Here is a 15,109-nt window from a genome sequence, read left to right as displayed (position 1 = left end):
CGGTCTAAATGCCGTAATTTATTAATGGGCGATAAACACCGTATAATTAAATATATACAGCTGAACGATAATTCTCATATTTGACACAGCTCACATGAATTATCCTCTGAAGCGATTGTGGCACACCACTTGCGATATATCAGGCAAAGAGTATGGGCAAATTAACAGAACCTGGAGATTAAGAGATGGGACAACAACAATTATTGTTAATAGTACTCGGGACAATCATTGTCGGAGTAGCTGTGATTGTTGGGATCAATATGTTTACAACAGGCGCTGTAAATGCAGAACGTGACGCATTGTTGCAGGACGTTAATAACGTAGCGTCAACTGCGGCGTCTTACTGGAGAAAACCGGCAGCCTTAGGCGGCGGAGCGCGAAGTTTCGTTGGAGTTTTAGACGTGACAGCATTTGGCGCCGATTCCTCTAACGCTAACGGTAATTTCTTAATGTCGACTGTCGCAGCTAATTCCTTTACTCTCACCGCGACAGGAGCAAACGAAGGAGTTATAGTAGTGGCGAACATAACCCAGCAAGGTGTATCGGGTACACCAACGATTACGCTTCCGTAATATGAAATAAAGAACCAATCCTCCCTCCCAAACAGGGGTCAGTCAGGTGTCACATCCGCGATGACATCGGCTGACCCTTTTTTATTTTATTGTGTTGCAAAACCACTGCTTCAAGAATATCTTTCAGACTTACAAACCATAAACTAAAGAAAGAATGAAAAATGCCCGGAGAAACTGACTACACCCAAGAAGCGCGTGATTTTGTCACTATGAACAAAAACGCAATACTTTCAACAACATCCGTCGATAAACTCGGATATCCGTTCGGTTCGATAGTTCCGTATGATATAGACAATCAGGCTCGCATAATTATTCAGGTTGCGGATATTTCCCAACATTATAAGAATTTGTCTGTTGACCATCGGGGGAGCATAATAGTAACCGATCAGTTCGGCTCGCATGACCCTCAGGCTCATGCCCGCGCCACAGTGTTAGCCGATTTTTCTGCGGTGCCGAACGATGAGCTCGAGGAAGTCGGCTGGTCATATAAAGGCAGGTTTCCCGAATCTTTGGAGAGGGAGCGAGCTCACGATTTCTTATATTTGAGGGGAGTGCCGACTGCCGTTAGATGGATCGGGGGATTCGGCGAGATCGGTTGGATAAGCGCACTGAATTTTACCGATACGGCAGCGGATCCATTAGCCTATGTAGCGTTAGATATAATTGATCATATGAACGCCGACCATGAAGAGGCGATGAAAACGTTAATCAGCGCAAATAGCGACATTGATCTGAAAGGAATGAATGTTGAGATGACAAACATTCGCTCAACTGATTTTACCCTGCAGGCTATTAATGGCAAAAGTTCGGAGCGGATAACTTTGGATTTCCCCGAGCCGGTCAGTGACGCGTCAAAAGCGCGCGCGGCGCTTATATCAATGCTCGCAGACACAGCCGGAAAGACAACTGTTTGAGTTCCAATTTATTCTAAATTAATCTTTCACAGAGGAATATTTTAATTCATATTCCTCCACAAGCCGGGAGGAAATTTGGGAAAGCACGATAAGGTTGATTCGCGGGAAGTCGGTCTTGAGATAGGACTTCTAATGAGCAGGTTTTTTCAAAATTGCGACGACCTGCACTATGGTTATTGGCCCAACGGTCTTGAAGTACAATTTTCAAATATGGGGCAAGCTCAAGCCAACCACTCCGAACTGATAATCTCGAATATACCCGATGGCACAAAATCCATTCTCGATGTGGGAGCCGGAGCGGGTAGCCTGGCTGAGAAATTGCTGAAGAAAGATTACGCAGTTGATTGTGTTTCGCCCAGCAGATTCCTCTCTGAGAGATTAGAAGAAAAATTAAACGGTAAATTCACTCTGTACCGCTCCAAATTTGAGGATTTGGAGACAGATGAAAAATATGACCTCATTCTTTTCAGCGAGAGTTTTCAATATATCGATATGAATAAGGCGCTCGATAAGTCACTCAATTTAATGAGCGAAAACGGTCATCTCTTGATTTGCGATTTTTTCAAGACAGACGCAGAGGGCAAAAACCCTCTTCAGGCGGGGCATAAATTCTCCGTGTATCAACAGATAATCAAAGATTATCCGTTGGAACAATTAACGGAGATAGACATCACCGCCGATACCGCTCCCACTATACAGCTGTTAGATGATTTTTTGACAAATCTTGCGCTGCCTGTGAGTGAACTTTGCTCGAAATATCTTAACGGTAAGCATCCTCGATTAATGAAGATTCTTAATTGGAAGCTGGGCAAAAGTATCGATAAGATTGAGAGCAGATATTTTAAAGGGCAGATGAACGTTGAAGCCTACTTGAAATATGAAACGTACAGGCTGTTTTTGTACAAGTCCTAAACTATAATAGCGTCTAGCTGTTGTATTCAATTGATATTAAGTCTTGAGGGATATACCTTAATAATCTTAATATCCAACATTGATTATATTTTTTAAGGTACTCTAATTTCCCAGTGGTGGAAGGAGATATATTTTTAATTCGATTTGTTCAGCAAGGTGCAGGTTATCCGTCAGCTGACAGACTGACTTCAAGGAAACAATGAAAGTTCTATCGCTAAATATAGCCCGGCGAAGGGAAGTTCAATGGCAGGGGAGAACGATAGCAACCGGATTTTTTAAAGAACCCGTAAGCGGAGAGGTATTCGTCACCAAAGAAGGGCTAACCGGCGATAGTATTGTAGAAAAAGGTGCACGGAGGAATTCTTGGGGCGGTTTACGCATATTTTCAAACTCATTATGACTATTGGGCGAAAGAAACAGGACGGGAAGATCTCACGCCGGGAATTTTCGGAGAAAATTTAACTTTGGATAGCCTTGATGAATCAAGTATAAATGGAGGCGATAAGCTTCAGATCGGAGGGGTTTTGCTGCAAGCGGTGAATTTCAGACTGCCCTGTTACAAATTGGGAATGAGAATGGAAGATGATGAGTTTCCGGGCGTTTTTATGGAGAGCAGACGCTTCGGGGTATATTTCAAAGTATTGGAAGAGGGGATGCTGAAAGCGGGCGATCAGGTTTCGATAGTTGAAAAAGATCCTGCCGGTATATCAATGAAACAGATAATCTCAGCAGCTTTTGACAATGACATAACTGCGGAATTAGTGAGTAAGGCTTTATCGGTTGAGTCACTTGTCCCAAATTTAAAGGATCGGTTAACGCACCGATTAGGCTGATTGGATATGAATTTATAATATGACGGAGTCACCAACACGCAAACTTGCCGCAATAATGTTCACCGATATGGTGGGTTACACGGCTCTTATGCAAAAGGATGAATCCAAAGCCCGGGAGCTAATACAGCGGCATCGTGATCTTATGAAACCTCATATCACGAAACATGGCGGAAAAGTTTTACAATTTGTCGGAGACGGAACGTTTTGCACCTTCGACAGCGCTATCGAAGCTGTGAATGCCGCTCTTGAGATTCAACACGTATTTAAGACCGAGGATGAAATGGCGCTCCGTATTGGAATACACGTCGGAGATGTGGTGATTGAGGGTGAAGAAGTATATGGCGACGGCGTAAATGTAGCTTCACGAATTGAGCCGTTGGCAGAACCCGGCGGAATTTGCGTGACCGATAAAGTCTATGATAACCTCAAGAATCAGCAGGGAATGAAGGTTACTCCGTTAGGCGAGAAAGAATTGAAAAACGTTGAAGAATCTCTAAAGGTTTATTCAATTGAAGCGGCAATACCTGATGAGCTTGAAAATCATGCTGACTCTAAATTTACCGAGCAGAAAAAGGCAAGCGAATCCACTACAAATAAATTAATTATTGTAGCAGCCGGGGTGATATTTTTAATCATATTATTCGCCTGGTTATTTCCTGTTTTTGAATCGAGCGAAAGAGCTCTTGAGGCATCGGGAGAGATTCGATCTATTGCGATATTACCGCTTGATAATTTGTCTAACGATCCCGATCAGGAATATTTCAGTGACGGGATGACAGAAGCTTTGATAGCCAACATTGCGAAGATACGCTCCTTAAAGGTTATTTCCCGAACCTCTGTTATGAGATACAAAGGAACTGATAAATCGCTTCCCGAAATCGCAAGAGAACTTAAAGTAGATGCGATCCTCGAGGGTTCGGTTATGCACGCAGAGGGCGAGGTACGTGTAACTGTACAGCTCATTCGGGCTGCAACAGATGAACATCTATGGGCGAACAGCTATACGGACAAGTTGGAGAATATACTCTCTTTACAGAGCAAGATCGCCCGAGCTGTAGCAGAAGAAATCAAACTGACACTATCGCCGGAAGAAGAGATGAATATCGGAGGCGATCGAAAAGTAAATCCTGAGGCATATAAACTTTACCTACAAGCGCAAAAAACAGATCCCTGGGTTCAGTCCTTTAAAGAAGAGGAAGTCGCCATAAAGCTCTTACGGGAAGCCGTTGCGATTGATGCGAATTTCACTGACGCATGGCTGCTTTTATCATATCGGTTATCCGTTTTACACTCAGAGCTTTATGATCCCGACGAGACGGAGCATGTTGCTAATGCTGAGGAGGCGCTCAATAAAGCAAAAGCGCTTGAACCTACCAAAGTAGAAGTTGAGCTGACAGAGGGTCATTATCATTATTACGGAAACAGGGATTATGTCAATGCGTTAGAGTCCTATTATAGAGTATTGCAAAAAGATCCGAATAACTCTGTGGCGAAAGAGCATATCGGTTATGTGCAGCGTAGGATGGGCAAGTGGGAATCTTCTCTTGATAAACTATTAGAAGCGTATAAAACAGATCCATATAATCTCGATCTGGTTCGCTCTGTTGGAGAAAATTATCAGAATCTGAGAAAATTCGCTGAATCTGAGGTCTTTTTTAAAAAGGCGCTGGATATTTCTCCATTGCTCACTCACGCTTACGTTGCGTTAGCCTCTATCGCATTTCAGAAATCAGGAAATCCCGAAGATGCGTTAGAGGTGATGGACACAGATCTTTTGGTCGATCTGCTTGATTGGTATGTGAATGAAAAATCATACTATTTCGCTCTAAGTGGAAACTTGGATGCTGTTTATGAATTAGTTAACTCTTACCCTTCATCTGAATTTCGGTTAGGTTCATTCATTAATACGCGTAATTATTCTTTCGGTATGGCCCACTATGTTCTTGGGGATCATGCAAAAGCGGAAGAATATTTTAATTTATTTCTGCCTGAGTTAGAGATAGCTCATCGTTTGGAACCGAAAAAGGACCAGTGGATGTTGTATCTATCTTACAGTTATGCATTTCTGGGTCGAAAGGAAGATGCTATTTCAGTTGCGCTAAATAGAGCAGAAAATATCAAGATATCTGAAGATGCCTTTTGGGGCGGGAATATTGAATATGATATGGCAGAGATATTCATGATAGTCGGCGAACTTGATAAGGCGTTGAATAAAGTTGAAATGCTTTTATCTATTCCAAGCTTATTGAACATAAATGCATTGGAGGTGCATCCAATTTGGAAACCGCTACACGACCTTCCCCGGTATCAAGAAATTATTAAAAAATATAGTCCGGAATCATGACCGATTCACCCAAAAGAAAATTAGCCGCAATAATGTTTACCGATATGGTGGGCTACACCGCTCTTATGCAGAAAGACGAAAGCAAGGCGAGAGAACTTATCGAGCGTCACCGCGCGCTAATGGAACCGTTTGTAAAGAAACATGGCGGCGAGGTTATTCAGTTTGTGGGTGACGGAACTTTCTGCTGGTTTGACAGTGCTATAGAGGCTGTGAATGCCGCAATTGAAATTCAGAAAGTTCTCGAATTAGAAGATGAAGTAAACCTCCGAATCGGTATCCATATCGGCGATGTAGTGGTGGAAGGCGACGAAGTTTACGGGGATGGCGTGAATGTGGCATCCCGGATCGAACCGCTTGCAAAACCGGGCGGCATCTGCGTTTCTCATCAGGTATATGAAAATATAAAGAATCAAACGGGATTAAGCATAACTTCACTTGGAAAAAAAGAGCTGAAGAATGTGGACGAGGAGATGGAAGTATTTGAGGTAGCTAAGTCATCTGAGCCGGCTTCTGTAACACCTGCTGTGGCACAATCAACTCCCATTTCAAATAAGATCAATATGAAATGGATAGCGATCACCGCTGCTCTGACTCTGTTGGTAATAATCGGTCTTAAAGTTGATTTCGGCACTAAGGAAGCAGAATCAACTGAAAAGGCAAATAGTCTCAGCATTGCTGTTCTTCCATTCACAAATATGAGCGCGGATCCGGAGAATGAATACTTCGCTGATGGCATAACAGAAGATATATTGACTCAACTTTCTAAGATAAAAAGTCTGGACGTGATCTCCCGAACATCCATTATGCAATATAAGAACACCACAAAAAGTCTGCGCCAAATCGGGAAAGAATTGGGTGTGGCTACTATCTTGGAAGGGAGTGTCAGAAGAGGTGGAAATCGGGTCCGCATTACAGCTCAGCTGATAGACACAGAGACTGATAAACACCTCTGGGCGGAGACGTATGACAGAGATCTCGATGACATATTTGCCATACAAAGTGACGTGGCGAAAAAGATAGCGGCTGCTTTAAAAGCATCGTTGACTCCCGAAGAAGAAAAACGCATTGATAAAAAGCCCACTGAAAATTTAGAGGCTTATGATTATTATCTGCGGGGGAAAACGTATGCGAACCGTAGTTATTTAGAATCGGATCTTAGTATAGGTATTCAGATGCTCCAAAAAGCGATAGATTTAGACCCTGATTTTTCCCTTGCTTATGCGACATTATCTCAGATTCATTCAGGCTTTTACTGGTATTATTTTGACAGGAGTGAGGAGCGATTAGTAAAAGCCAAGGCAGCGGCAGACAGGGCTTTGCAGCTAAATTCACAGCTTCAGGAAGCTCATATGGCATTAGGAATGTATTATTATCATGGGCGATTGGACTATCAGAATGCGTTGAAAGAGTTTGATGTAGCTAAAAATTTGGGATTAAACGGCGGCGAACTTTACGCTAATATAGCTTTCGTCCAAAGACGCCAGGGTAAAATGGAGTTGGCAATAGCTAACTTTTTGAAAGCCCTCGAGCTCAGTCCGCGAGAAGCAATGATATCTCAATATTTGGGAGAGACTTATTCATTTATTCGAAATTATCAGGAAGCGGAAAACTCATTTAACAAAGCCATTTCATTAAGCCCGGACTTAAGGTTTAATTATTACAGCAAAGCGCTTCTTTTTGTGAAGTGGAAGGGAGATATTAAAAAAGCTCGATCCGTCCTCAAAGAAGTTGAACAGATGATAGGTACTCCCGCTGACCAGAGTGATATCATTCTGAAATATAATTTTGATAACTATGATCGAAAATTTGATCATGCGCTCGAATTACTTATGTCCTTAAACGATGATATTTATGAAGGTCAATTTAGATACTTACATAAGAATCATCTCATAGCAGATACTTATGGATTTATGGGCAACAGCGGGTTGTCGCAAGTCTATTACGATTCAGCGCGAGTTGTTTTTGAAGAATTGGTGGAAGAAAATCCGGATGATTCCAGGTTATACTCTTCTCTCGGATTGGTTTATGCCGGTCTCGGTAGGAAAGAAGATGCCATCCGAGCAGGCAAAAAAGGAGTTGAACTGCTCCCTATCAGTAAAGAAGCGTGGAGGGGAGCTTACAGGTTGGAAGACCTTGCCGTAATTTATACCAAAGTAGGTGAACTTGATCTGGCGATCGACCATTTAGAAACACTGTTATCCATACCGGGCGATCTGTCTGTAAATCTCATCCGGCTTGACCCCAAATGGGATCCGCTTCGTGATCATCCGCGTTTTATCGCTTTACTGGAGAAATTCTCTATCTAATGCGATAAACGTCCCTCTTTCAAGAGGTATACCCGAAAGGCGGTGTTTGTCCGGAATAGAAATTATCGTCTTATTATCCTTTAAAAAAAATTGTGTGCTCCTAAAAGAAAAACTCCATAAGATCCCCTCTATCAAGAGGGGTGGATTTTGTCCCGATTGTTCGGGACGAAAGACGGGGTGTGTAATGAGTATTATATATTGAGCGATTAGTTTATTTCAATGACCTTCCTTTTAGGATGAATCACACCTCTCGTCTGTCAACCGACGGACACTCCCCTCGAGGGGAGAGAATAAGGAGTCTAATTCGGTGAGGGGCTTTTATTGCCCATATCTACCGATACTTTCCAATTACCGTTTGCATCTTTCTTCCAGATATTGAGATACTTCCCGTAGCCGGTTGATTCGCTTCCGTCTTCCTGAATGACTACAACGATGTATTTTCCCCACGTCCAGCCCAGCTCCCCTGATTTGGCGACTTCCGCTTTTATCGGAGTCCATGAGAGAGTATAATCACCCTGCATCATCGTATCGAAGATCGCTTTTTTCCCATAAATAGGCAAACTCCCTTCGGGAAGCTGCATAGCGTTATTAGTGAGATACAGATAGAAAGCCGCCGCCGCTCCTTTCTTTACGGATGTTCGCGAAAACTCCCAATCGGCATCCAGGAGTTCTTTTTGCGCGGCATTCATTTTTCCCTGCGCGCTGAGACTGCCGACATCCGATATTTGAAAAGCGGACAGGGCGATTAAAATTAATAAAGTTTTAGTTAGCGTATGTACCTCAATTTGGGTTTATCTGTTTCCCGAAGCCATCTTAGTCGCTTCAGGGAGTGCGCGAAGTTTCAGCATACTCCAAGTTCCGATTATTGGTCCGATAGCAAGTACCATAAATACGTAATTCCACCCGATTTGTTCGGATAAGATTGGAATCAGCCGAATCGAAACCATTGTCAGGAGGAAACCCATACTCGTTTGAAGCGCAAGAGCGGTTCCCACGTAACGACTGTCTGTGAGTTCGCTGACAGCCGCGCTGAATTGGGCGCTGTCGGATATTACGAAAAACCCCCACAGAAGTCCGATGATGGAAACGATAACGGGATTATGAAAAAAGAAACCGATGGTCAGAGAACAAACGCCCGAAATTACCATACTCCATGAAGTGACTTTCGTTCTGCCGAGTCTGTCGGCGAATTTCCCCGCCAAAATACAGCTGATGAGTCCGACAGCGATTACGCTGAATCCCATAACGCGGGCGGACTGTTCGCTCAAACCGGCGGATTTATAACTTAAAATAATGAAGACAGGAAGCCACGTCCACATCGCATACAGCTCCCACATATGCCCGAGGTAGCCGAAATTCGCAAGGCGGGTAGGTCTGTGGGAGAGCGCGCGGCCGACGAATTGCCAATCAAAGGGAGCGGATTCCCTGAGATGAGGTCCGGCTTTGAGGACGAATCCCGCAAGAGCGGCGCCCACCACGGCAAGCGCTGACGAGAAATAGAGAACGCTTCGCCATTCCGGAATACCGTTCTCTCCCAAATAAGGAAATGCGCTCAATAGATGGGGGAGAGCCGAGCCGACGGATAGCGCGCCCACAAGAATTCCGATTCCGAAACCCAGGTCTTTCTTGCACCAGGTAGCCATTAGCTTCATACCCGGCGGATATACTCCCGCTAATGCGAATCCCGTTAGAAATCGCAGGAGAATCGCCGATTCCGGTCCCGGATTAAGTGCGGGTATTGCCGCGTTAAAGAGCGCCGCTAAAAGAGCGCTGATTGTGAATAACCGCCTGACGGAATACCGGTCAGCGAGATTCAAAACAGCGCTGAGTAATGCTCCGATAACGAATCCGATTTGGACGCTTAGCGTCATCCATGCCTTTTGTGAATCGCTCAATCCCCACTCGGCGGATAGCTGAGGAACAACGGCAGATGCGGAAAACCAGAGTCCCATAGCCAAAAGCGCTGAAAAGGAAAGAACGGTGATATGGAACCATTTTCCTTTGTGCCGAGCTATGTTCGGGATTTCTGACACTGTTTCTCCGGTTATAGATTACGAATGAGCAAAATAGTTATGGGAGGTGAACCAACCAAACGATTAATCGCAAAACTTAAAGCGATTGTAATCCAATTCACAGCAATTCGGCAGTTTCATAGTTAGAATATTGCAGATATGAGATTGAAGATTGGATTATAGCAAATAAAATACATAGATTTATGATTCAATTTTAATGGAGAATCAAATGACCAAAAGTTACATAAATAATTTTTTCTTTATGCTGATATTACTTTTCGCTGTTATTTTCGCCGGTTGCGGTAAGGGAGACAGGGGGAATAAAAGTCTTAACACTGTTACTATTAAAGGTTCGGATACAATGGTGCATCTTGTCAGCACATGGGCGGAAGCGTTTATGACGGCGAATCCGGAAATGCAAATATCTGTTACAGGCGGCGGCTCGGGAACGGGAATAGCCGCGCTGCTGAACGGTACGACGGATTTGGCGGCATCATCGCGAGATATAAAACCGAAAGAAGTTGAGTTGGGAAAAGGCAAGGGATTAGATATTTTTCAAACGCCGGTAGCATTGGACGGCATCGCGGTTGTGGTGAATTCATCCAACCCTGTCTCGGAGCTCACCTTAGCGCAGCTTAAAGGGATATTCACAGGCAAAACCACTAACTGGAGTGAAGTGGGCGGTTCGGATGGCAAGATTGTCATACTCTCACGGGAATCGAATTCCGGCACTTTTGTATTCTTTCAGGAGTTCGTGCTTGAGAAACAGGATTACGCAGCTTCATCGCTGCTGCTGCCTTCATCGTCTTCAATCATTCAGGAAGTAAGCGGCGGAGAAACAGCTGTGGGATATGTGGGACTCGGCTTCGCGGCGCATGCGGGAGAAAGTGTGAAAACTCTTTTGGTAAAAAAAAGAGATGATTCCGAACCGGTTATTCCGTCAGGAGCTGCGGTGATGGACGGTTCGTATCCTATCGCAAGACCGCTTTACTTTTTTACGGACGGCGAACCCACAGGCGCTGTGAAAGCTTTTACAGAATATATCCTCAGCGAAGCGGGTCAGCGGATAGTCACGGAAGTCGGGTATGTTCCGATTTCGGGGATGTAACTGATGAAAGAAATTCAATAAGATTCTATAGATAACAGGGATAAAATTAGACCTATCTTAAAAGGAAATCTGATAAAATATCTTTTTCAGGGAGCAGCTTCCACAAGTATGCTTATCGTGCTTCTGATTTTTATTTTTATCGGGAAAGAAGCGCTGCCGTTTGCGTCACATCCGGGATTAGGCGAGCTTTTCGGTTCGATTTGGAAGCCTGTATCGTTCCAAAAAGAGTTGTTCGGAATTCTTCCTCTCATAACGGGAACGCTCTTGATCACTTTTTTAGCGATGCTTATCGCAGTTCCCATGGGCGTTATCGGCGCGGCGTATTTAGCCGAAGCGGCTCGAGAAAAAGAGCGGGAAATATTGAAACCGTTTATCGAAACACTCGCCGGAATACCATCGGTGGTCATCGGTTTTTTCGGGCTTGTGGTACTTGTTCCGCTGGTTAAAGAAGTTTTCGGGCTGCAAACGGGATTAACGGCGCTGACAGGCTCGATTCTGCTGGCTATAATGGCTATTCCTACAATCCTGACGATTTCGGAAGACGCGATTCAGGCTGTACCTAAATCGTACAAAGAGGCTTCGCTGGCTCTCGGCGGCAGCCGATTTGTTACGCTGTGGAAGATAGTCATACCCGCCGCTCTGCCGGGGATCATCGCTGCTATTCTTCTGGGAATGGGACGCGTTATCGGCGAGACCATGGCGGTGATGATGGTAACCGGAAATGCCGCGAATATAACGATTTCGCCGTTTGAGTCGGTGCGGACGATGACAGCTACCATAGCCGCGGAAATGGGCGAAGTGCCGTTCGGCAGTGAACACTACGGAGCGCTGTTTATGGTAGGTATAGTGCTGCTTCTTATGACGTTTGGTCTTGTAATGATCGGTCAACGGTTTTTGAATAAGTTTGAAAGATGATAATCAGTTCTACAACAACTGAAAAGTTAGGCTTCGCGGCGATGCGGCTTGTTACGTATACTATTGTAGGAATAGTCGCGTGGATTTTGTTGGATCTGATTTGGAAAGGGATTCCCGGACTCAGCTGGGAGTTCATCTCAGCCGCGCCGAGAAAAAGCGGAGCGGAAGGGGGGATTCTTCCTGCAATAGTCGGCACCCTCTCGCTTCTTGTGGGCACGATGCTGTTCGCGCTCCCGCTTGGAATCGCAAGCGCGATTTATCTTTCTGAATACGCGAAAAAAGGAAAATTCACTACTTATGTCCAAAGAGGAATTGTGACGCTCGCAGGCGTTCCGTCTATCGTATTCGGACTGTTCGGATTGGGTCTTTTCGTGCTGTTTTTTAATTTTGGAGCTTCGATTTTAGCGGGTAGTCTCACGCTGGCTTGTATGACACTGCCGACAATTATCGTAGCCAGCAACGAGTCTTTGCAAGCCGTGCCGAGGTCGTTTAGGGAGGCGAGCCTCGCGTTAGGAGCGACCAAGTGGGAGACGATTAAGAACCACGTACTGCCGTATTCGTTGTCGGGAATGCTGACGGGCTCGATCCTCGCCATCGGAAGAGCGGCGGGTGAAACAGCGCCCATCCTGCTAACAGTAGCGGCGTTTTTCCTGCCGCGGTTGCCAAACTCGATTTTTGATCAGGTAATGGTTTTGCCATATCACCTTTATATATTAGCCACTCAGCACCCGGAAGCGCCGATTTTGAGAGACAAGCAGTACGGCACGGCGTTGGTATTACTCATAATAGTTTTAGGGTTCAATTTTATAGCCGTGTACTACCGCAGTAAATTCAGGAAGAAATATAAATGGCAATGAAAAACAAGATGGATAATTCGGTTGAACGATAATAACGGAACAAAAATAAAGATAGAGAATTTGGATTTTTACTACAGCGGTAAGCAAGCGTTGTTCGACATCTCAATCAATATTCCGAATGGTAAGGTCACCGCTCTAATCGGACCTTCTGGATGCGGAAAATCCACGTTTCTCCGTACGCTCAACAGGATGAATGATATAATCGACGGAACCAGCGTCAGCGGTAAAATTCTAATCGATGGCTCTGATATTAACGATAAATCTGTCAATCTTGTGGAATTGAGAAAAAAGGTGGGGATGGTATTTCAGAAATCTAATCCATTCCCAAAATCTATATACGACAATATCGCATACGGCCCGAAAATTCACGGTTTGAAAGACAAAGAGAAACTTGATAGTTTGGTGGAAAAGAGCCTGAGGCAGGGAGCATTATGGGAAGAGGTGAAAGACCGGCTCGATGAAAGCGCTCTAAAACTTTCCGGCGGACAACAACAGCGTTTATGTATCGCCCGGGCGCTGGCCGTTGATCCGGAGATTCTTTTGATGGACGAACCCGCTTCCGCTTTAGACCCGAAAGCAACAACGCGGATAGAAAATCTTATCGGGGATTTGAGGGGCGAATATACTATAATTATCGTAACGCATAATATGCAGCAAGCGGCGCGGGTTTCGGACTACACGGCATTTTTCTACGAGGGAGAACTCGTCGAATTCGGATTAACCAAAGGAATATTCACCAAACCTGAAAACAAACGCACCGAAGATTACGTTACCGGTAGATTCGGTTAGGGGATCAGATTATGGAAATACATCTTCACAGGGAGATAGACCGTCTTAAAGAGAAGATTCTCGGTCTCGGCGCCAAAGTAGAAGATCTTCTTATCAAAGCGGTAAAGGCGGTAAGCGAGGACAGCACGGTATTAGCAAACGAGGTTATTGAGAATGATAAGGAAATCGATAGCCTGGAACTTGAAGTTGAAGAGGATTGCCTGAAGATTCTCGCGCTGCATCAGCCTGTTGCGATTGACCTGCGATATATCGTGGCAATATTGAAGATCAACAGCGATTTAGAGCGTATTGGCGATTTGGCGGGCAATATTGCCGAGATTGTTACAATGAAAATGAACGCTGAGCCTAAAAATTCAATATTCGATTTCGGAACGATGGCGAAGCTGTCTCAGGAGATGGTGAGGCAGAGTCTCGAAGCGCTGGTTAATATGAATGTGAAACTTGCGTTTGAAGTCTGCGAAAAAGATGACAAGGTGGATGAGATGTATTACGAAGCGATGGAAAAAATTAATAGTGAAATTACAAAAAATCCCGATAAAGCCAGGGATTATATCGCGCATCTCACCGTTTACCGGATGTTGGAACGGGTAGGCGACCACGCGACGAATATCGCTGAAGACATTATCTATATGATCGAAGGAAATATAGTCCGCCACAGGATGGAGGATTACGATAAGGAATAGTTTTTATCTGTTAGAGTGCAGGTCAGGGCTTGCCCGCCGCGTAAGTTCTATACTTTTTGTCATTGCGAGGGAATCCGCCAATTGGCGGATGACCGCGGCAATCTCAGAACTATCCTCTTAAATTATAAATTGAGATTCTTACGTCGCTCCGCTCCTCTGAATGACAGAAGAAAACTACGTTTTTTGATACACCCTGACTTTCCAGATGATGGTTTGCTTTTCGTACTTCAATCGGAAGCCGGCGTTTTCAACTCGATCCAATATCGGCTGCTCAGGATGAATGTACGGGTGGAAATTCCATTTTAGCAGTTTAGAGAAGAACGTAAAAAATGCGAAACCGATTCTCGGTATCAGATAGTCGCGGGGCATAACGAAACCATAAATATTCTTTGTCTTGGCTAATGTTTTCTCTAACAGCCCATCGGCGTTTTCGTAACAGCAGACGACCTTGTCGTGCATCGTTATATCAACATCAGGGATTTCGCCGTTCATCTCAACAATATCGCCATGAAAATATTCGACCTTATCGGTCAATCCTTCTTCTTCGCTGAAAATCTTCGCGGCGTTAATCATTTCTTCCGAAAGCTCGGTTGCGTAAGCCTTTGACGCTCCTTTTCGAAGCAACGCGCGGTGCGCTCCGCCGACTCCGCCGCCCACTTCTAAAATCGTGGCGTCTTTGATTCCCAGTTCTTCAATGCCTTCAACCAACATCCGGGACACTTTTTCTATCCCTTTTTTACGATATTTTTTGATAAAACTCTTCGATTCTTTGTCAAAGAATTGGGCGGCAGGATTATCACAACAACAGTTCATATTTTAATTTCTCCATAAAGGTTAATTATTTCAGCATCATCAACTTTTTGG

General features: G+C 44.4%; 15 protein-coding genes. 12 read left to right on the top strand and 3 right to left on the bottom strand.

Annotated elements, in window-relative coordinates; all coding sequences use genetic code 11:
• Positions 1–185: 185 nt before the first annotated feature.
• The 7 genes from IIB39_07225 to IIB39_07195 all read left to right on the top strand — a co-directional run bounded on the left by IIB39_07225 (position 186) and on the right by IIB39_07195 (position 7,881).
• The gene (locus IIB39_07225) at positions 186–572 is read left to right on the top strand and encodes a hypothetical protein (protein MCH8928489.1); all 387 of its coding nucleotides are present in this window, start codon (positions 186–188) and stop codon (positions 570–572) included.
• A 161-nt stretch (positions 573–733) separates the two neighbouring features.
• Entirely contained in the window at positions 734–1,486 is a 753-nt protein-coding gene (locus tag IIB39_07220) for a DUF2470 domain-containing protein (GenBank protein ID MCH8928488.1), read from the top strand.
• Between the two features lie 75 nt (positions 1,487–1,561).
• Positions 1,562–2,398, top strand: a complete 837-nt coding sequence (locus IIB39_07215; protein MCH8928487.1) for a methyltransferase — start codon at positions 1,562–1,564, stop codon at positions 2,396–2,398.
• A gap of 199 nt (positions 2,399–2,597) precedes the next feature.
• Entirely contained in the window at positions 2,598–2,798 is a 201-nt protein-coding gene (locus IIB39_07210; protein ID MCH8928486.1) for a hypothetical protein, read from the top strand.
• On the top strand, positions 2,746–3,231 hold the full coding sequence (locus IIB39_07205) for an MOSC domain-containing protein (GenBank protein MCH8928485.1): 486 nt from the start codon (positions 2,746–2,748) through the stop codon (positions 3,229–3,231). Before IIB39_07210 ends, IIB39_07205 begins: the two co-directional genes overlap by 53 nt.
• A 19-nt stretch (positions 3,232–3,250) precedes the next feature.
• Positions 3,251–5,575: a hypothetical protein gene (locus tag IIB39_07200; protein ID MCH8928484.1), complete on the top strand. Its 2,325-nt coding sequence runs from the start codon at positions 3,251–3,253 to the stop codon at positions 5,573–5,575.
• A complete protein-coding gene (locus IIB39_07195; GenBank protein ID MCH8928483.1) occupies positions 5,572–7,881 on the top strand; it encodes a tetratricopeptide repeat protein in 2,310 nt (769 codons plus the stop codon). Before IIB39_07200 ends, IIB39_07195 begins: the two co-directional genes overlap by 4 nt.
• A 299-nt stretch (positions 7,882–8,180) precedes the next feature.
• Here IIB39_07195 and IIB39_07190 read toward each other — a convergent pair whose 3' ends face one another.
• A complete protein-coding gene (locus IIB39_07190) occupies positions 8,181–8,570 on the bottom strand; it encodes a DUF4440 domain-containing protein (GenBank protein MCH8928482.1) in 390 nt (129 codons plus the stop codon).
• A 102-nt stretch (positions 8,571–8,672) separates the two neighbouring features.
• A complete protein-coding gene (locus IIB39_07185) occupies positions 8,673–9,896 on the bottom strand; it encodes an MFS transporter (GenBank protein MCH8928481.1) in 1,224 nt (407 codons plus the stop codon).
• Positions 9,897–10,122: 226 nt separating this feature from the next.
• Here IIB39_07185 and IIB39_07180 point away from each other — a divergent pair, with 226 nt between their 5' ends.
• The 5 genes from IIB39_07180 (at position 10,123) to phoU (ending at position 14,245) form a co-directional block, all read left to right on the top strand.
• Positions 10,123–11,001: a PstS family phosphate ABC transporter substrate-binding protein gene (locus tag IIB39_07180; GenBank protein MCH8928480.1), complete on the top strand. Its 879-nt coding sequence runs from the start codon at positions 10,123–10,125 to the stop codon at positions 10,999–11,001.
• 108 nt (positions 11,002–11,109) lie between these two features.
• The gene (pstC, locus tag IIB39_07175; GenBank protein ID MCH8928479.1) at positions 11,110–11,916 is read left to right on the top strand and encodes a phosphate ABC transporter permease subunit PstC; all 807 of its coding nucleotides are present in this window, start codon (positions 11,110–11,112) and stop codon (positions 11,914–11,916) included.
• Positions 11,913–12,773, top strand: coding sequence for a phosphate ABC transporter permease PstA (gene pstA / locus IIB39_07170; protein ID MCH8928478.1), 861 nt, complete (start codon positions 11,913–11,915; stop codon positions 12,771–12,773). Before pstC ends, pstA begins: the two co-directional genes overlap by 4 nt.
• A 12-nt stretch (positions 12,774–12,785) precedes the next feature.
• Positions 12,786–13,562 carry a phosphate ABC transporter ATP-binding protein gene (locus IIB39_07165; GenBank protein ID MCH8928477.1) on the top strand — a complete coding sequence of 259 codons (777 nt, stop codon included), beginning with the start codon at positions 12,786–12,788 and terminating at the stop codon, positions 13,560–13,562.
• 11 nt (positions 13,563–13,573) lie between these two features.
• A complete protein-coding gene (phoU, locus tag IIB39_07160; protein MCH8928476.1) occupies positions 13,574–14,245 on the top strand; it encodes a phosphate signaling complex protein PhoU in 672 nt (223 codons plus the stop codon).
• Positions 14,246–14,419: 174 nt separating this feature from the next.
• Here the strand turns inward: phoU and IIB39_07155 are convergent, their stop codons facing one another.
• Positions 14,420–15,058, bottom strand: a complete 639-nt coding sequence (locus IIB39_07155) for a methyltransferase domain-containing protein (protein ID MCH8928475.1) — start codon at positions 15,056–15,058, stop codon at positions 14,420–14,422.
• Positions 15,059–15,109: the final 51 nt, after the last annotated feature.

The sequence above is a fragment of the Candidatus Neomarinimicrobiota bacterium genome (assembly GCA_022573815.1).
Classification (GTDB): domain Bacteria; phylum Fidelibacterota; class SORT01; order SORT01; family SORT01; genus JACZTG01.
Note: the sequence above shows the minus strand (reverse complement) of the source record. Positions and strands in the feature narration are given on the sequence as shown.